The sequence below is a fragment of the Providencia sp. PROV061 genome (assembly GCF_011045655.1).
Classification (GTDB): domain Bacteria; phylum Pseudomonadota; class Gammaproteobacteria; order Enterobacterales; family Enterobacteriaceae; genus Providencia; species Providencia hangzhouensis.
In genome coordinates, this window is record NZ_CP042861.1 from 2,801,690 (window position 1) to 2,819,509 (window position 17,820).

General features: G+C 41.6%; 18 protein-coding genes and 1 riboswitch. Of the genes, 6 read left to right on the top strand and 12 right to left on the bottom strand.

Annotated elements, in window-relative coordinates; genetic code table 11:
* Positions 1-85: 85 nt before the first annotated feature.
* On the top strand, positions 86-475 hold the full coding sequence (locus tag FVA72_RS12705; protein ID WP_094961737.1) for a YkgJ family cysteine cluster protein: 390 nt from the start codon (positions 86-88) through the stop codon (positions 473-475).
* 95 nt (positions 476-570) lie between these two features.
* On the opposite strand, the gene FVA72_RS12710 is transcribed toward FVA72_RS12705, so the two are convergent.
* A complete protein-coding gene (locus tag FVA72_RS12710; RefSeq protein ID WP_110591596.1) occupies positions 571-1,575 on the bottom strand; it encodes a luciferase-like monooxygenase in 1,005 nt (334 codons plus the stop codon).
* Positions 1,576-1,754: 179 nt separating this feature from the next.
* On the opposite strand from FVA72_RS12710, the gene FVA72_RS12715 reads away from it, so the two are divergent.
* Together FVA72_RS12715 and FVA72_RS12720 are read left to right on the top strand one after the other, a co-directional pair.
* A complete protein-coding gene (locus tag FVA72_RS12715; RefSeq protein WP_110591595.1) occupies positions 1,755-2,150 on the top strand; it encodes a hypothetical protein in 396 nt (131 codons plus the stop codon).
* 379 nt (positions 2,151-2,529) lie between these two features.
* On the top strand, positions 2,530-2,718 hold the full coding sequence (locus FVA72_RS12720) for a YegP family protein (protein WP_004263611.1): 189 nt from the start codon (positions 2,530-2,532) through the stop codon (positions 2,716-2,718).
* Positions 2,719-2,862: 144 nt separating this feature from the next.
* Here the strand turns inward: FVA72_RS12720 and FVA72_RS12725 are convergent, their stop codons facing one another.
* Complete coding sequence (locus FVA72_RS12725; RefSeq protein ID WP_172767286.1) at positions 2,863-3,180, bottom strand: AzlD domain-containing protein; 318 nt, start codon at positions 3,178-3,180, stop codon at positions 2,863-2,865.
* 2 nt (positions 3,181-3,182) lie between these two features.
* Positions 3,183-3,848: an AzlC family ABC transporter permease gene (locus tag FVA72_RS12730; RefSeq protein WP_110591594.1), complete on the bottom strand. Its 666-nt coding sequence runs from the start codon at positions 3,846-3,848 to the stop codon at positions 3,183-3,185.
* Between the two features lie 82 nt (positions 3,849-3,930).
* Between FVA72_RS12730 and FVA72_RS12735 the strand changes: the two genes are divergently transcribed.
* A complete protein-coding gene (locus FVA72_RS12735) occupies positions 3,931-4,491 on the top strand; it encodes a helix-turn-helix domain-containing protein (protein ID WP_110591593.1) in 561 nt (186 codons plus the stop codon).
* Between the two features lie 67 nt (positions 4,492-4,558).
* Entirely contained in the window at positions 4,559-4,735 is a 177-nt protein-coding gene (locus FVA72_RS12740) for a DUF2526 family protein (RefSeq protein WP_110591592.1), read from the top strand.
* Positions 4,736-4,862: 127 nt separating this feature from the next.
* Here FVA72_RS12740 and FVA72_RS12745 read toward each other — a convergent pair whose 3' ends face one another.
* From FVA72_RS12745 to dalD, 6 genes are all read right to left on the bottom strand, one after another.
* Positions 4,863-6,047: an amidohydrolase gene (locus FVA72_RS12745; RefSeq protein ID WP_004263593.1), complete on the bottom strand. Its 1,185-nt coding sequence runs from the start codon at positions 6,045-6,047 to the stop codon at positions 4,863-4,865.
* A 56-nt stretch (positions 6,048-6,103) separates the two neighbouring features.
* Positions 6,104-7,339 carry a Zn-dependent hydrolase gene (locus FVA72_RS12750; protein ID WP_110591591.1) on the bottom strand — a complete coding sequence of 412 codons (1,236 nt, stop codon included), beginning with the start codon at positions 7,337-7,339 and terminating at the stop codon, positions 6,104-6,106.
* Positions 7,340-7,345: 6 nt separating this feature from the next.
* Positions 7,346-8,569: a hypothetical protein gene (locus FVA72_RS12755; protein WP_004263585.1), complete on the bottom strand. Its 1,224-nt coding sequence runs from the start codon at positions 8,567-8,569 to the stop codon at positions 7,346-7,348.
* A 640-nt stretch (positions 8,570-9,209) separates the two neighbouring features.
* Positions 9,210-10,499: an MFS transporter gene (locus tag FVA72_RS12760; RefSeq protein ID WP_110591590.1), complete on the bottom strand. Its 1,290-nt coding sequence runs from the start codon at positions 10,497-10,499 to the stop codon at positions 9,210-9,212.
* Between the two features lie 90 nt (positions 10,500-10,589).
* Entirely contained in the window at positions 10,590-12,059 is a 1,470-nt protein-coding gene (xylB, locus tag FVA72_RS12765) for a xylulokinase (RefSeq protein ID WP_094961247.1), read from the bottom strand.
* An 11-nt stretch (positions 12,060-12,070) separates the two neighbouring features.
* On the bottom strand, positions 12,071-13,459 hold the full coding sequence (gene dalD / locus FVA72_RS12770) for a D-arabinitol 4-dehydrogenase (RefSeq protein WP_110591589.1): 1,389 nt from the start codon (positions 13,457-13,459) through the stop codon (positions 12,071-12,073).
* A 177-nt stretch (positions 13,460-13,636) separates the two neighbouring features.
* Between dalD and FVA72_RS12775 the strand changes: the two genes are divergently transcribed.
* Complete coding sequence (locus FVA72_RS12775) at positions 13,637-14,587, top strand: sugar-binding transcriptional regulator (protein ID WP_094961245.1); 951 nt, start codon at positions 13,637-13,639, stop codon at positions 14,585-14,587.
* A gap of 1 nt (position 14,588) precedes the next feature.
* Here FVA72_RS12775 and crcB read toward each other — a convergent pair whose 3' ends face one another.
* The 3 genes from crcB to dhaL form a co-directional block, all read right to left on the bottom strand.
* Positions 14,589-14,969: a fluoride efflux transporter CrcB gene (crcB, locus tag FVA72_RS12780; RefSeq protein ID WP_094961244.1), complete on the bottom strand. Its 381-nt coding sequence runs from the start codon at positions 14,967-14,969 to the stop codon at positions 14,589-14,591.
* A gap of 236 nt (positions 14,970-15,205) precedes the next feature.
* Positions 15,206-15,275, bottom strand: a riboswitch (Fluoride riboswitch).
* A 764-nt stretch (positions 15,276-16,039) separates the two neighbouring features.
* Positions 16,040-17,002, bottom strand: a complete 963-nt coding sequence (locus FVA72_RS12785) for a sugar-binding transcriptional regulator (RefSeq protein ID WP_004263559.1) — start codon at positions 17,000-17,002, stop codon at positions 16,040-16,042.
* Positions 17,003-17,160: 158 nt separating this feature from the next.
* Positions 17,161-17,814 (bottom strand): dihydroxyacetone kinase subunit DhaL, encoded by a 654-nt coding sequence (dhaL, locus tag FVA72_RS12790; RefSeq protein ID WP_110591588.1) that lies wholly within the window; start codon positions 17,812-17,814, stop codon positions 17,161-17,163.
* Between the last annotated feature and the right edge of the window lie 6 nt (positions 17,815-17,820).

Sequence of the window (17,820 nt, forward strand, 5' to 3'; positions counted from 1 at the left end):
GCAACGTTTTCTTGAGCTTCCTGCTTGTGTTGCGTCAACCCATTTTCTATGGGTATTTTATCAACATCATTTATGGTTTTTTAATATGACTAATAATGTCCATATCCTAAAAACTGATCCTTCAGATAACCCTTGTGTAAGCTGCGGTGCATGTTGTGCCTATTTTCGTGTCTCTTTTTATTGGGCTGAGGCTGAAAGTGGGGGTGGTGTTGTACCACAACATTTAACTGAGCAAATAACCCCATTTATGAGTTGTATGCAGGGAACAAACCAAAAACATAATACGCGTTGTAGCGCTTTAGAGGGCACCATTGGAGAATGCGTGTCATGTTCGATATACACACAAAGGCCAACACCTTGCCGCGAGTTTGAACAATCTTGGCAAGATGGTATTTACAATGAGGCGTGCGATAGAGCACGTGCTGCTCATGGTTTACCCCCTTTAGAGCCTCATCAACCACAAATAGCGTGCTAGCCGTCAATGACCCAGATTTTTCTGGGTTATCTCTTTTTTGAGCCAAATCTGAAAAATGCGTCCTTGCACACGTGTTAATCATCCAGCTATTTAAATTACATGATTTCGTTCATTACCTGCATCGCCAACTCAAAAGAGTATAAACGAGCTTGATGATCAAAAATTTGGCCATTTACCATAATTTCATCCGCTTGAGTTTGCCGTAATATCGTATCCAACCCATGACGTACCTTGGTTTTATCCCCTACCAATGACATGCCTAATGCTTGTTGAACACCAAATTTTTCAGCGGGTGACCAAATATTTTCCATACTCTCAACAGGTGCAGGCAATTGAGAAGGTTGACCACGACGTAACATAACAAAGGCTTGCTGCATCGACGTAAATAAAAACTCTGCTTCACGTTGAGTATCCGCGGCAATGATATTGATACAAACCATCGCATACGGCTTAGAAAGCCTCTGCGATGGCTGGAAATTAGCACGATAAACTTCCAACGCCTGTAATAATAAATCAGGGGCAAAATGAGAAGCAAAAGCAAAAGGAAGCCCCATTTGCGCGGCTAACCTTGCACTGTATAAACTCGATCCTAACAACCAAACCGGAATTTTTTCACCAAAGCCTGGCACTGGACGCACTGCTGGGTCTGGGTTTATAGCATCAAACCAATTAATAATTTGCGCAACATCTTGCGGGAAATTATCGATATCCGTATTCATATGGCGGCGTAAAGCTTGCATCGTTCGCTGATCACTTCCAGGAGCACGCCCTATGCCTAAATCAATACGTTCAGGGTAAAGTGTGTTTAGTGTGCCAAATTGCTCTGCGATCACCAACGGTGAATGATTCGGCAACATGACGCCACCAGAACCTAAACGTAAATTGTGAGTATTTGCGGCAAGATAGCCTATTAACACCGAGGTCGCCGCGCTGGCAATCCCAGTCATATTATGGTGTTCCGCAAGCCAATAGCGGTGGTAACCGAGTTTTTCTGCTAACTGAGCAATATCAAGGGAATGAGCAAAGGCCTCTTTCGCCGTCGAACCCTGAATGATTGGCGCAAGGTCGAGTAAAGAAAGGGGTATTTTTTTATCTGACATACACACTCACTTTGTTAGAATTTTGTTTAACCTAGCTTACCATCCTAGACTATCCCCTTTGATGTCTCCAGCACTGAAATTTGCATTAGCACAAGTGGTCTAAAAATGTAAATTACCGTCTAATAAGCCACTGTTTTATATAAATTATGGTTCAAGCTTGAATAAAAAGTGCAGTAATTATGGAGCTTCCGTCAGGGGAGGTAAAAGCGATTGCGAGACAATATGAATTGGTGAATGATTTGCCCATCACCAATACAGAGGATACTGAAATGAAAAAATTAAATACCGGTTTATTAGCTTTAGCATTATTAACCGTCGGCTTTACCGCAGCAGCAAATGGCGTTAACCACAAAATGCCTCGTCAGCACATGGGTAACCATCACAATATGGTGTATAGCGTTGCGGAACAAACGATGACACCAAATGAAACTGCAAAAAAGCTGGCCAATAATGCGCCCAAAATTGAAGATGGCAAACGCTATATTGTCAAAGTTACAGTGATGGAAGTCCCTGAATTTAAACCAATGAATGCCATGCCAACACCAGAGCCAATTCGTGTCCCAGCTACACAGTAATAATGGTATCAATAAAAATTAATTAAGTTATCGGTAAAACCTTTTATATTGATAAGTACAACCAGATAGCACCTATCAATAAAAGCCGATATCTTATCCAGACAATAAAGAGTTCTACACTCTAAATAATTCATGGTGCAGTTAGGCGACGAATGAATTCAGTCAACAACGCTGTAACTTGAAGTATGACGAGTATATATATCCTACGATTGCCTCTGTATACCAGAGGCTTTTTTTTAAAAAAGTTTCTCTGAATTGGACCTTCCTCTCTAGTAATAATACCTAATAGCGACTACTCTTAATTCAAGCAGATTGTTAATAACTGTAATTTATTAACACTTTGTTTGACATCCCTTAAATAGAAAATCAGGAGCTTATCATGGGGTATTTTGAATTAAAAAAATCCACTAAAGACGTTGCTCAGCCTTACTATTTCGTTTTAAAAGCAGCAAATCACGAAGTGATTGCAAAAAGTGAAATGTATGCATCTAAGCAATCTGCGCTTAAAGGGATTGCCTCTGTCCAAAAAAATGGCTCTTCTGAAACAATAAAAGATCTAACTGAGTAAGTTTCTGTGGCCCCAGCCTTCTGCGAATCGGGGCCACTTTTTTATCTGTTGGCTTATATAACTTACATAAATACACGCTATTGCAAGTAACACAATTTAAATTAATTGCTATTCAATTTAAGCACTAAGTAAATTAGCCACTAATCAAATGAACCTAAGTAACGCAGTAACAACCGCTGCTGACAACACAATGATAATAAATGGTTTTTTAAACCAAGTCAGTACACCTGCCACTAATACCCCTACAATTTTAGGCCAATCCGAAACTTCATCACCTGAAAATAACGTAGACGTTGCCGCAACTGAAAATAAAATAACAATGGCTGCTGCTGAAAATAATACTTTGCTATTCTCCGAAAGGACTACTCGACCGCGTAGCAAAGCCCCTGATGCTCGCATTAAATAAGTACCAACCGCCAACAACAGTATTCCGCTAATAATTAACCACGGGTTATTTGTCACTATTATTTCCTTATATAAACAACCAAGCTCAATAATGCCAGTAATACAGGGATCCCCGCTGGTAGTATCGGTGTCGTTGCAACAGCGATAACTGCACCGATAACGGCGGTTAACCGCAGGCGTTTATCCGATAACGCGGGCAATGAAAGCGCTAAAATAATCGCAGGAAACATCGCATCCATGCCATATATATGAGTATCATTAATAAAGCTGCCCAATACCTCACCTATCACAACACCAATTGGCCAACACAATAGAATACCTATCCCACACAACCAAAAAGCCGCACGTTTTTCTGATTCAGTTTCTTGAGCTAAGCCAAATACAACACTCTCATCATTCATAATATGATAGCCCAATAGCGACTTTGCTCCCTTCCCCGTTAAATCACTCGTTGCAAAACTAAAGGGGATATGTCGTGAATTGACTAATAGCCCCGCGAGTGCAGCAGAAAGCGGACTTCCACCAGCAAAAATCACGCCGATAAACAAAAACTCGGACGCCCCTGCGAGCACTAAAATAGATAAAGTCACTGGTATCCACCAGTCAAATCCCTGTGAAAGCGCCAATGCACCATAAGAAATGCCAACAATTAAGTCAGCAAAACAGACAAGAGCTATATTTTTCACTGTGCTATAATTTAGCTTTGAGCTTATTGAAGTTAGCATCCCTAGACCGTTCGATATATAATACGTTTGTTCATTATGTCGATAGATAGTATAAAGTGCAATCTAAATAGGAAAATTAAAATTGAATCTACCTTCACCTCCCATTGAGTTGATTTCAAAAGCCCTTTTTCGTGAAAGACAAAAAAGCGGGCTATCCCTATCAGAGTTATCTCGAAAAGCGGGTATCGCTAAATCTACACTTTCTCTATTGGAATCGGGTAGTGGTAACCCAAGTATTGAAACCTTATGGGCACTTTGTGTAGCGTTAGATATTCCTTTCGCACGATTAATTGAAGAAAAGCAAGAAGCTGTCACTGTGATCCGCCATGGGGAGGCGATACCGATCAGTGCCGAACACGCGAATTATTTGGCCTTTTTACTCTCATCAGCCCCCGCAGATTCGCGACGTGATATTTATACTGTGGTTGCCCAGCCCGGTCGTGATCGTATTTCAGAACCTCATATGCATGGCGTCAGCGAGCACATCATTATTATGTCTGGCAGAGCGTTAGTCGGCCCATTGGATAACCCTGTTGAGCTACAAGTTGGGGACTATATTCACTACCCCGGAGATGAGCCACATATAATGCGAGCCTTAGAACCGAATACAATGGCAGTTATGGTGATCGATAAACAAAATTAATCGCCTATCCAGCCCAATAGATTTTGCGTTATTATAGTTTTAGTGAATATTAATTGGAGCCTGTATTATGCCCTACTATGATGAAATTGTTGAAAAAGTAAACCAATTGATTGATGAAAATTCAGTTCATAAGATGAATGAAATGCTGATGCAGCTATCCCATGACCCGCAAATCAACCAAGAACAACGTTTTGAACAACAACAGCGCTTAAGAGAAGCTATTTTTATTCATCACAACGAATAGCAGCCAAATATGTGGCCGCTACTCGCACTCTTAACTTATCTTAATAACCAAAATAAATAGGCAGTAGGGTTAGTGGTAATCCCTGTATTGGTAAAATAACTAGCCCTAGTAGCATTAACATGCTCAATTAAAACTCCTGTTGCTGTAAATAACTCCACGCATATTGGGCATGAAGTTCAGCACCTGTTGCCATCGTGTCTTCATCAATATTAAAGCAACCATGATGATGCGCCCATTGAGTGTCCTTTTCGGCATTTCCTGTGCCTAACAGAGCAAAACACCCCGGGATGTTTTCAATGTAGAAGCTGAAATCTTCACCACCCGGTGTTGGTCTTTCGTTAATCAGAGCTTGCTCACCAAAAGCTTGTGAAATGACTGATTGAGCCAGCAGCGCACTGCGCTCCTCATTGATAACCGGTAATGTCCCATAGATATAATCAACCTGTGCAGTCGCCCCATAAATAGCCGCAGTGTGCTCGGCATAACGGCGGATCGCAGCTTCGATGCGGTTACGAGTTTCGATATCAAAACAACGTACCGTACCATCCAATACTGCATTTTCTGCAATAACATTGAAGCGTGTCCCGACATCCATTTTACCTATCGTGACCACGGCTGAGTCTAAAGATGAGGTTTCTCGGGACACAATCGCTTGTAAATTCATGACAAATGCTGAAGCAACAACTGCTGCATCAATAGTTGCTTCTGGCATAGAACCATGACCACCACGGCCTTTAAAAGTGACTTTCAGTAAATCAGCAGAAGCAAAAGACCCACCCACATTACAAGATACTTTTCCTGATGGTGTGGTTGTCCAAATATGCATACCAAAAACGTTATCCACATTTTCGATTGCGCCTTGTTTGATCATGGCTAATGCGCCTTGAGCAATCTCTTCTGCAGGTTGGAAAATTAAACGCACATTGCCGGCTAATTCTTCTCGCACTTCATACAATGCTTTGGCTGCCGTTAATAGCATTGCCGTATGCGCATCATGACCACAAGCGTGCATTTTACCTTCAATGGTCGATTTATATTCTAATGAATCATTCAATTCCAAAACGGGTAATGCGTCTATATCTGCACGCAGAGCAACTGTTTTACCTGGCTTACCGCCGTTAATTTCCGCAATAACACCGGTAGGCTCGGTTAGCCGATACTCGATTCCGATTTTGTCTAATTCTTCAGCAATACGTTGCGTGGTGCGTACTTCTTCAAACGGTAGTTCAGGGTGAGCGTGTAGATCACGACGAAAAGCAATCATTTCAGGTGTATATTTTTTGATTGCGGCTGTAATTGTTTTATTAATCATTTTTCTACCTTTTACCCTATTGCTCAACCAGATACTGAATCTGGCTCACTTATTAATTAACATTCTATTAATGACTTAACGGTAGCAAACATCACATCTGCTCCTCGCGCGATTTGTGCATAATCCGTCCATTCATCTGGGTGATGGCTTAACCCATTACGACTTGGCACAAATATCAGTCCCGTTTGAGTTATGCCTGCAAAAATCATAGTGTCATGCCCCGCGCCACTGACCATTGAACGAAAACGTAAGTTTTGGTCGCTGGCATGTTGTTGCATTAGTTGATGAATATCACTATTGAGCTCCGTTGGCTGAACATATAACGGCTGAACAATATCGCTTGAAATCGCTAACGAATTGCTAACCTGTTCTGTTAATTCGATTATTTGTTCAATCACTTTACGTAACGAAATGTCATTTTTAGAGCGAATATCGACGCTAAAAGTGACTTCGCTTGGGATGACATTCGCCCCATTAGGTAATACTGATAACCGGCCTACGGTCGCAACCGTATTATCCCCTGCCGCCTTTGCTAGTTCAGGAATATGACTAATAATTTGGCTTGCACACACTAATGCATCGGCTCGCATATTCATCGGCGTAGTACCTGCATGGCCTGCTTTACCTGTCAGTTTAATCTCTAACTGGCTGATACCTACGATAGTTTCTACGATCCCTATATCTTCATTTGCCTGTTCTAACACCGGACCTTGTTCGATGTGTAATTCTAAAAATGCTTTGACCTTTTTAGGGTCGAGCACAGCTTGTGATGCATGATCAGCATTGAACCCTGCCTCTGCCATACGCTGCGCCGCACTTACTCCTTGCCTATCTTTGAGTTGGTATAATTCTTTTGTACCAATCAAACCCGTTATCACACTTGAAGCCATCAAGCCCCGGCCAAAACTGGTCCCTTCCTCTTCAACCAAGGCAATGACTTCTAAGGGATATTTCGGAGTTAAGTTTTGTTCACTAATACGCGCTACGACATCCAAACCTGTAACAATCCCTGCCGGGCCATCAAATGCCCCGCCATGAGGAACAGAGTCAAAATGAGAACCCACAATCACCACAGGCAAATCAGGTTGCTGGCCTTCTAAGCGCCCATAAATATTACCAATAGCATCTTCTCGAACTTGTAATCCTAAAGCGCGCATTTCTTGTTTTAGGTAATCACGCGCTTGTTTATCTTGTTCGCTATAGCTCATCCGAGTAGTGCCCTGCCCCGGCGTTGCGGTGTATTCTGCTAACTGTTCTAAATGACGCTGAATTCTTGAAGTACTTGTTTCCATTATTTTTTACCCTGCAATTGGAACAATATAAGCCACCATAATACCTGCTAATACAACAGAAACCATGGTCACAGAAATAAAGCCACCAACTAGCATCGGCCCTAACATATGGCTAGTTAATACTTGGCGTTCTTTTTCATCTTTCGTTAATGCGTTGATCGCTTCGTTAGTAATGATGTAGTCAGCAGGGAAACCATATAAAGCCGTTAGAGCAACAGCAAATGCCATTTCTTTGGTAACGCCTAATATTTTACCAACCACCCATGATGCAAGGTACATTCCAATAACCGCTGCACTAATTAACACCACCATCGGATAAACTAGACGCAATAACATATCAGGAGTCGCATGGTTTAATGTATCGAAGATAAATAACATTAAGGCCATAATGGCGAACCCAAAACCATTGGCTTTTTGTAATGGTTGTCTTTCTAAGAAACCTAACGAAGAGGCAATAACACCAAATAATAAACACAATACAAATGGGCTAATACTCACATAAGGGGCTGCAAAAGATGAGGCTAAATAAGCCAAATACCCTACCGCAGCTAAGCGTAAGAATTTAAAATAGCTGGTGTTATAGTGGTTAGGGATTTTCTTGAACATACGTGGCATTTCATCTTCAGATACCACTGCTTTAACTTCAACATCTTTTGCGCCATCAACAGATAATGTTTCTTGCCATTGGCCATTGCGATATTTTTCTAGAACTCGACGCCCTTCTTTTTTTAACATCACGGCAGTGAGTGGATAACCTGCAAACCCCTGCATAACGTAAATTAAAATAGCGAAAACCGAAAGGTCAACTAAACCTGCCTCAGCAGCACCTTTTGACATAATTAGCGAAGAAACGATTCCACCAACTAACGGAGGAACTGCAACTAATACAGTATTTAAATCAAATAAGGCAATACCGACAATAAAGGTCAAGAAAATAATGCCTAAAATCCCAGCTAAGGAGATAAGAATAGTTTTCCATTGGCGCAACAATTCTTTTAACGATAATAAGGTTCCCATATTTGTAATTAACAAATACATCAAGGTAACCGCAACGACTTGAGGAATACCGGCAATACTCACAATATCTTTCGGGAAAATAGTCCAATAACCTAAAAGAAAGAGCACTGCGCATACAAATACGGAGGGGATCCAAGCCTTAGTTCTAACGGCTATAGCATCCCCAATATATAATATCCCCACTATCAGAAACAGAGCTAACATCTGTGACATAACTTTTTCCCCGCACTTATCTTTTTTTATTAGATTATTTTTTGGTATTGAAAACTATTAATTTCAATTAAGATTATATTATAAATTTTATTTGGTGCAACAAAACACCAATATAGAGAGTATTTCGCTACAAATACACGAAATTGCAACAAAATTCATCATAACACCGAAAATTCAGATGTATAGAGAGTCAAACAGGATTTAAACAGCTTGGAATAAAGGTATGCAGTGAACTAAATAGTCAGATATAACATTGAAAGGGGGAAAGCACATTAACATTCTCTAAATGCAGGTTTATAAGCCAATATTTTATGTCATTTAAGTTATTATTTATAAACAAATCAACTATAGTTTATTTTTTAATCTATGAAATTATATTCTATTGTCCATGGCTGTATTTTCAATAAATATCGTAATAAGATGAAAAATCACCTTATAAATATGACCAATATTTCTATTTATAGGAAATATTCTACTTTATTTTATTTTTAAACCGTTTCTCTTTATATTGCTGTTGAAAAGGATGATATCCCTTCATCTCCAATTTAGTTTGTTTTGGCAATAAAGTTTATTTAAACAAAGAAAAACCCCATAGATAATTCACTACCTACAGGGTTTAATGAGTAATAGATAAAGTAATTTAATGACTAGTTTGTTGTTCAGCCGCTACCTTAGCTGGTTTTATTTTGCGATTATTTTCAAAGCCGGGTTGTGGAACTTTAATAAAGAATGTCAGTATTCCTGCAAAGATATACAAACCTGTATATGCCCAAACAACACCCACAATATCAAAGAAAGGCAATACTAAACTAGCTATTGCCGGTGCAGCAAAATTACTCAGCCCCGCTGAAAGGTTATAAATTGAGACCGCAGCACCTTTATGGTGTGGCTCAATACTTGGGAATACCGCCGTCATTGGAACAAATGCAGCCACAAAAATACCTAATAAAATGGCGGGTATTAATGCGATGACAAAATTATGACCAAAATAAACCGGTAAGTAATAAAACATTAAGCTGGATATTGCCATACCTAGGCACCCAAACCACCTAACTTGGCGGATCCAACCAATATGTTCACCAACAATTCCCCAAAAAATATTCGTAAAAATAGTGACAAAGAAGAAAACCGCCCAAATCTGTAACCATTCAGAGATGGTGAACCCTAAGCGGTCAACAAAGAGTAATGGCATGATGATTGCAAAACCAAACAACGAAATAGTGTTGATAATGCGGATTAAACTTGCCATAAAGATGTCTTTGTTGGTAAATAAAATGGTGGCAGCCCGCGACAATTCAGCCATTTTATCTTTCATGGGTAAATTAACTTTGGAGCGATCAACTGGAATGTTACGTAGGCTAAAATAAGCAATTGCGCCACCAATAGCGACCCAACCGATGGCCATCCATAATGTTCCTGTTTCACCCATCATTGGGATTGAAAAACTAGGCAGATAACTGCCGATAACACCAATGCCTACCGAGTACATCGCCCAGAACCAACCCGTAGCCGCAGCAAGATGCGCTCGAGGGATGACTTGCACCAGCATCATCATAAATGAATAAATAAACAATGGATAAGCCAGCCCACGAATACCATAGAATAACAGCATCAAGGTATAGCTTTTCATACCGAGACCAAATGCCATAAATAAGGCATGCATGACAATCCAGAGAATAAACCCGATCATCATGGCTTTTAGGGGGGTGATAATTTCAGCCACAACACCAGATGCCCACGCCGCAACGGCTGCCATTAAACCATAGACAGTAAATACCATCGCGGATTGCGCCGGTGTAAACCCTAAATCAGTAATATGTTTTGATAAAAAAGCCATTTCAAAGCCATCACCACTCATAAAGATAGCGATGGCAATAAAACCCCAGAACAAATGCTTAGGTAGACCAAGCCAATACTGCTTCTGTTCCATTGCAGTTTCCTCATTTTAATTTTGTTATTTTAATCAATCGCGAAGAGATAACCGTGGCGGTGATATGTAGGGAAACACCGCCACACTCGCCTACTGCGGCAATAATTCCCTTGCTTGTTTTTGCTGTTGGTATAATAAACGGAAAACATCAAGCCGTTGATTTAACCAAGTTTGGCACTGTTTTTGTGGTAAATAGGTACTCAGCACTTCTGGTTTTTGGCACACGGTTTCTGTATTACCGCCGTCCGCCAGCCATGCCAAACGAGCCGCACCTAAAGCCCCCGACGAACTCGCCGGGTGAGTCACAATCGGTATATCGATAACATCAGCAATAAGCTGCGCCCAAACAGGACTACGTGCTCCTCCCCCTGTTAAGCTACACCGGCTAATTTGCGTTCCCGTTTGCGTTAAAACCTGCATGCCATCCGCCAGAGCGAAGGTCACGCCTTCAATCACCGCATAACCAAGCTGAGCACGCGTTGTTTCATTTTTTAACGCAAAGAATGAGCCCATTGCGTAAGGGTCATTATGGGGTGTTCTTTCCCCTGATAGGTAAGGCAAAAATACTGGCGCTTGCTTCTTCTCGTCATCGGTCAATAGCCCCACTTCATCCATTAGCTGGTTTTCCGTTGTGGAAAGAAGCTGGCAAAGCCAACGCAAACAGTTGGCAGCACTTAACATCACACTCATTTGGTGCCAACGATTTGGCAATGCATGAGCAAATGCATGGACGCCTTGGTGTGGTGCTGCTTGTAGCTGATTATTAACCACAAAAATGACGCCAGAGGTGCCCAAAGAAATTAGAGCATCACCGTCATTAACCGCACCAACACCAACAGCAGAAGCCGCATTATCACCGCCTCCACCAGCGATAATTACATCGGCGCTAAGCCCCCATTGGGAAGCTAAATCCGCCCGTAACACACCGCTTTTTTCAGCGCCTTCAACTAAAGAAGGCATTTGTTCACGAGTTAGATTAGTTGCAGCCAATAGTTCATCAGACCAATCACGCTTAGCCACATCTAGCCATAATGTGCCCGACGCATCAGACATATCACTGGTAAATTGACCAGTCATTTTCCAACGTAAATAATCTTTAGGAAGCAATACCTTAGCAACTTGTTTGAATATTTCTGGTTCATGGCGTGCGACCCACAATAACTTGGGCGCCGTGAAACCTGGCATCACTAAATTAGCACCAATCGTTAGAAACTCAGGGTGATTTGCCATTAACCATTCACATTCCTTCGCACTGCGGGTGTCATTCCATAAGATACAGTCACGAAGTACTTGGTGTTCGCTGTTTAATAATACTGCGCCGTGCATTTGGCCCGATAAACCAATCGCTTTCACCGCTGCCCATGCTTCTGGGGCTTTTTGGCGCAAGGTAGCCGCAACCGCGTTAGTGGCTTCCCACCAACTATCTGGTGATTGTTCTGCCCACTGAGAATGTGGCCTTTGTACTGTTAATGCCATGTGACTTGAGGCAACAATTTCGCCCTGAGCATTAATTAATACGGCCTTAAGTTCTGAAGTGCCTAGGTCAATTCCGAGGTACATCGCCTTTCTCCTTACAGAGGTTGTTGAGGTGACTTGAGCCAATTTTCAACTTTTTCAACCGTGTTGCTCATCAATTCGTGGAATTCAGTAGAATGAGCGAGTGAGCCGAACAACATTTCACTTGAGACAAATTGCGACAATGCGTCACTGCTATTCATCATTTTTTGATATAGTGCCACATCCAACACACCATCCTGATATTCATAAGGTAATTCACCACGAGCCCAGCGCTGTAAAAATACGAAAAATAAAGCGGGCAGCACAGCCGTCGCAGCCGGAATCTGCTGACGCTGATAGCATTCTTGGAGTGTTGGCGTAATAAAACCAGGTATTTTTGATAAGCCATCTGCGGCTACACGTTGGTTAGTATCCTGAATATAAGGATTACTAAAGCGTGCGAGTACCACATCACGGTATTGTTCTAAATCGAGAGGACTCGGCGATAATGACGGGATCACATCTTGTGTCACATAATTCCATGCCATTTGTTTGATAGCAGATTGGCGGGTGCTTTCATCAATAAAGCTCAAACCGATTAAGGTGCCTGCCCAAGCAATGCAACTGTGGCTTGCATTCAGAATACGAATCTTCGCTTCTTCCCAAGGTAAAACGGACTCAACCATTTCTACATCGACATTTTCTAATGCAGGACGTCCATTAATAAAGTCATCTTCAATCACCCACTGAATGAATGCCTCTCCCATAACAGGTGCTTTATCATCCCAACCAGTATGCTGTTTTACACGTTCAGCCACATCTGGGGTTGGGCGAGGCGTGATCCTATCAACCATGGTATTCGGCGAACGCGTATTTTCTTTCACCCATTGGTACAGCTCAGTTTCACCTTTTAATTGTAAAAACGATAAAAAGCCGTGTCTAAAGCGTTCGCCATTGTGGCGCAAATTATCACAATTTAACAAGGTCACAGGTTCACCATGAGCCGCTAAACGTGCACGTAAAATTTGTGTTAATGCACCATATATCGTGCTCATTTTGCCCGTTAAATCCGCTTTAATGTCTGGCTGTTCTGCATCTAACTCATGCTGTGGGGTTAAATAATAGCCCGCTTCTGTGACTGTAAAAGCAATAACACGTGTTGCTTTATCACAACCTTGTTCCACTAACTGGCTTAAATTCTCATCCCAATGCAATACTTTGCGCACTGAAGTAATTTTTTCATAATGACGCTCACCTTCAGGTGAAACTGTTTCAAGGGTATATTCCCCATTTTGCTTGGTTAAGTTATCAAGCAATGCATTCGCATCATTGCGAATATTCCCTAAGGCAATTGACCAACTATCATCCCCTTGTTGACACAAGCGGTGCAAATACCACGCTTGGTGAGCACGATGAAATGACCCAGCACCGATGTGCATCCACACTGATTTCTGCTTTAGCATTGTGACTCCTTACCCTAAAATTAAATAATTGCTATTTTTTTGGGCATATGCCCGTTTGTTATATTTTAGTTTCAATCTGATCACAATTACTGCGATAATGCTCACAGTATTGACTTTTGCCCTTTTAATAAACAATTGCCCAGAATTACAATAAGCGAAACCAGCAGGAGAATGTTCATGCAGAAAGAATTAAAAAAAATGGAACAAGCTGCACGTGCGGCATGGCTATATTTTGTGGCAGGCAAAACACAACAGGAAATTGCGCATGAACTTGGGCTATCAAGACAAGTCGCCCAACGCCTTATTTCATTAGCAAAAGAACAAGGTATGGTTCAGGTGCAAATCACGCACCCGATTACGGAGTGTTTAAGACTCGCTAATGAAATCCAGCAAAAGTATCACCTAACACATTGCTTTGTCGTCCCGTCAGGGCAACTAGATACAGAAGCGACACTCGACATGATTTCAGTGGCAGGTGCTGAGCTCATGGAGCAATTAATCGAACCCGATAAACCTCAAGTTATTGGTATCGGTTCAGGCAGAACATTACGCAGTATTATTGACGCTCTTCCTTACCTAGAAACCTCTCAGCACCAATGTGTTTCATTAATAGGCGCTATTGCCCGTGATAGCTCAGCAACACGCTATGATATTCCATTACGCTTTGCAGAAAAATTACAATGCCGACACTATATTCTACCTGCACCTCTTTATGCTGATAGCCCAGAAGATAAAGCAATGTGGTGCCAACATCGCGTGTATAAGGAAGTCACGGAAAAAGCCCTGAATGCAGATATTACCTTTATTGGTATTGGCGAAGTCGGTAAAGGATGCCCGCTCAATTCTGAAGGTTTCGTCACGGATGAACAATTGGAAATGTTGTTAGAAAAAGGTGTCGCCGCAGAACTATTGGGGCATTTTATTCAAGCTAACGGTGAACGACTTTCTACGGCTTTGGATGACACACACACCAGTGTCCCACTGTTCCCTTCCCCAAATAAGCCTGTGATCGCATTTGCGGGTGGTGTGCACAAAACAAAAGCCATTCAAGCCGTTATGAATGGCGGTTGGGTAACAGGTTTAGTGACCGATGAAGCTACTGCACATCATTTATTAGCTAATAAATAAATTATCCCTGTGTTAGCCAGTGATGGCACAACATTCCAAGCAAGGTAAATATTAAGGCACCAATTACGTGGATAGCAATGGTGCTAATAGCGAAACCCAATTTACCTTCTTGGATTAGCACCAACACTTCGAGTGAAAAGGTCGAAAAGGTGGTAAATGCGCCGCAGAAGCCAGTCACAATGAATAATTTATAGGCAGGGCTAATATTTGCATTGGCAAAGTACGAAATGGCAAAACCAATGACAAAGCCGCCAACCAAATTGACCGCAACGGTACCTAGAGGAATATTTGGGTAAAGGTGATTGAGTCTTAGGCTAACAAACCATCTTAGCCATCCGCCAAGCACTGAACCCATCGCAATTGCAAATAATGAGGCATACATAGAAACTTCCTTTAATGTCTGGCGGGATAAATGAAAGGAAAGTCTCCCAGTTATACTCTAAATAATTCGAGTTACATGAAGGCGACAAACGAAGATAGTCCGATGAGCATACACAAGTATGTAATTCGGCTAGCGCAATGCAGTCAACACCCATGTAACTTGAAGTATGACGAGTATAGATCATTTATGCCCTAAATTAGGGCACATAATACCTACGTACCCCATCAAATGAAAAGGTTAACGTAGGCATCATCAGCCCTCTACGGGCGGTTTTATATAAGGAGGAATGCCATCTCCCAAAGGTTTACATAAAAATAATAAGGCAACTAATTAGGTGATGCAAACCTATTTTATAATAGATACCCTAAATAGTTAGGGGTCATAACTAAGCAGAAAACGAATAAGTGAGTGTCGTCAACAACGCTACAGCTTGAAGTATGACAAATAATAGCTCTAAATAATTCAAGTTGTAGCTAGGCGACAAGTAAATGAGTCGTTAGGAGCATACACAAGTATGTGACTAATGCGAATGAACGTCGTCAACAACGCTACAGCTTGAAGTATGACAAATAATAGCTCTAAATAATTCAAGTTGTAGCTAGGCGACAAGTGAATGAGTCATTAGGAGCATACACAAGTATGTGACTAATGCGAATGAACGTCGTCAACAACGCTACAGCTTGAAGTATGACAAATAATAGCTCTAAATAATTCAAGTTGTAGCTAGTCGACAAGTGAATGAGTCATTAGGAGCATACACAAGTATGTGACTAATGCGAATGAACGTCGTCAACAACGCTACAGCTTGAAGTATGACAAATAATAGCTCTAAATAATTCAAGTTGTAGCTAGGCGACAAGTGAATGAGTCATTAGGAGCATACACAAGTATGTGACTAATGCGAATAAACGTCGTCAACAACGCTACAGCTTGAAGTATGACAAATAATAGCTCTAAATAATTCAAGTTGTAGCTAGGCGACAAGTGAATGAGTCATTAGGAGCATACACAAGTATGTGACTAATGCGAATGAACGTAGTCAACAACGCTACAGCTTGGAGTATGACGAGCTATTGGGACATCTTCAAAATCGTCCGCACATTACTCGCACTCGTTGCAATAATATCAATCGCCCCCGTACGCAGCGCCCCCATGATAGCCATGGCCTTGGAGGATTCGGAAGCAATCGCTATTACGCAAGGAATTTTCTTGAGTTCTTCTATGCTTAGGCCAATTACTCGGTCATTCATCACCGTATCAACATGTTGCCCTTGCGCATTAAAAAAATCATAACCCGCGATATCGCCAATCACCCCTTGATTCAAACTCGCATCAACAATTTCACGCGGTGTAAACCAGCCTAGTTTGACCATATAGCTATCTTCATTCATATCGCCAATACCAATTAAGGCAATATCCGCTTTACGGGCGCGATCTAAGGTTTCCTTAATGGTCCCATTTTTCATAAAAGATTGCTTTAATTCGTTATTTTCAACATAAGCAGGGGCGTATAGGGTTTCACTGGTTCCGCCAAATTTCTTCGCTAAGCGACGGCTGATATGGTCCGCATTGATAGAGTCGCCAGGCCGGTGTGTTCCGCCGATTCCGCAAATAAAACGGCAATCTTTTTCAGGAACGGCCCCGCCGCTATCGGCTACCACCGCGACATTTCGCCCCTGACCGACGGTGACTATCATATTGTCACGTAATGTTGTCGATAAATAATTAGCGACAAGTGTGCCAACTTGATAGCGTTGTTCTTCTTCATCGGGATGATCGAGGGCAATCAACGCACGGGAAATCGGAAAACGAGAAAGTAGCTGTTGCTCTAGCTGAGTGCTAAAAATAGGATGATAGCGAACATTGATCTCAACAATACCTTCTTCTTTTGCTCGCTTAAGTAAGCGCCCCACCTTAATTCGCGATATACCAAACTTATTGGCGATCTCTTCCTGAGTAATTTCATCGCGATAATAAGCTATCGCAATTTCAGTCAGTAGCTCGATTTCGGAAGATGTTTGTGATCTATCCATAAGATAGTGGTTTCCTCTTTATTGGTGTTAATCGCAACAAGGATGATAAGGTTTTAGTATAGCGTTTCTAGTGGCAATTAATAAGTGAGTTATAAAAGAGAGTGGATATATAGCAATGGTTTTGGCTATATATCCACGAAAAGAGTTATATAAAACAATTATGCATTGGTTAATGCGCTCTGTTTTTCAACACTTTGCGCTAATTGGCATAATAATAAACAACAAGAAGTCGCGCCTGCATCTAACACGCCTCTTGAACGCTCACCAAGGCGGCTTGCACGGCCAATTTTAGCCACTAAATCTACCGTGGAATCACGACCTGCAACTGCAGCGGCCTGCATCACATCAAGCGCTTGTTTAAAGTTTTTTCCTGCTTTTGTTGCCTCTTCAAAGGCATTAACCGCAGGGATCAATGTATCCATTAGGCACTTGTCACCCACTGTTGCACTACTGATGTCTTGCAGTTCGGATAGCCCATTTTTCAACATAGCAAGAAAATCTTGTTGCGATAACTCATTTTTCCCTGAAATGCTGTCTGACATTCCCATAAAGAAACTGCCATAAAGTGGCCCCATTGAACCGCCAATACCTTCCATCAAGGCATCAGAAATCTCTTCAAAGCCTTCACTGAGTGATAATTCACGGTCTGCGATTGCTTTAGCGCATAGATTAAAACCTTTTGCCATATTGATGCCATGGTCTCCATCCCCTATTGCTCCATCAATTTCGCTGAGGTATTCACGGTTAGAAACAATAATGTTCACTAAATCAAGGGTAATTTCCTTGCCGTTGCCCGTTGAAATAACTTGCATAGTTGT

Coding starts and splice junctions, on each gene's coding strand:
- FVA72_RS12785 (WP_004263559.1), bottom strand. CDS start 17,002: ATGGATAGATCACAAACATCTTCCGAAATCGAGCTACTGACTGAAATT.
- FVA72_RS12745 (WP_004263593.1), bottom strand. CDS start 6,047: ATGATTAATAAAACAATTACAGCCGCAATCAAAAAATATACACCTGAA.
- FVA72_RS12755 (WP_004263585.1), bottom strand. CDS start 8,569: ATGTCACAGATGTTAGCTCTGTTTCTGATAGTGGGGATATTATATATT.
- FVA72_RS12730 (WP_110591594.1), bottom strand. CDS start 3,848: ATGCTAACTTCAATAAGCTCAAAGCTAAATTATAGCACAGTGAAAAAT.
- crcB (WP_094961244.1), bottom strand. CDS start 14,969: ATGTATGCCTCATTATTTGCAATTGCGATGGGTTCAGTGCTTGGCGGA.
- FVA72_RS12760 (WP_110591590.1), bottom strand. CDS start 10,499: ATGGAACAGAAGCAGTATTGGCTTGGTCTACCTAAGCATTTGTTCTGG.
- dhaL (WP_110591588.1), bottom strand. CDS start 17,814: ATGCAAGTTATTTCAACGGGCAACGGCAAGGAAATTACCCTTGATTTA.
- FVA72_RS12750 (WP_110591591.1), bottom strand. CDS start 7,339: ATGGAAACAAGTACTTCAAGAATTCAGCGTCATTTAGAACAGTTAGCA.
- FVA72_RS12715 (WP_110591595.1), top strand. CDS start 1,755: ATGGAGCTTCCGTCAGGGGAGGTAAAAGCGATTGCGAGACAATATGAA.
- FVA72_RS12720 (WP_004263611.1), top strand. CDS start 2,530: ATGGGGTATTTTGAATTAAAAAAATCCACTAAAGACGTTGCTCAGCCT.
- FVA72_RS12710 (WP_110591596.1), bottom strand. CDS start 1,575: ATGTCAGATAAAAAAATACCCCTTTCTTTACTCGACCTTGCGCCAATC.
- FVA72_RS12775 (WP_094961245.1), top strand. CDS start 13,637: ATGCAGAAAGAATTAAAAAAAATGGAACAAGCTGCACGTGCGGCATGG.
- FVA72_RS12705 (WP_094961737.1), top strand. CDS start 86: ATGACTAATAATGTCCATATCCTAAAAACTGATCCTTCAGATAACCCT.
- FVA72_RS12740 (WP_110591592.1), top strand. CDS start 4,559: ATGCCCTACTATGATGAAATTGTTGAAAAAGTAAACCAATTGATTGAT.
- xylB (WP_094961247.1), bottom strand. CDS start 12,059: ATGTACCTCGGAATTGACCTAGGCACTTCAGAACTTAAGGCCGTATTA.
- dalD (WP_110591589.1), bottom strand. CDS start 13,459: ATGCTAAAGCAGAAATCAGTGTGGATGCACATCGGTGCTGGGTCATTT.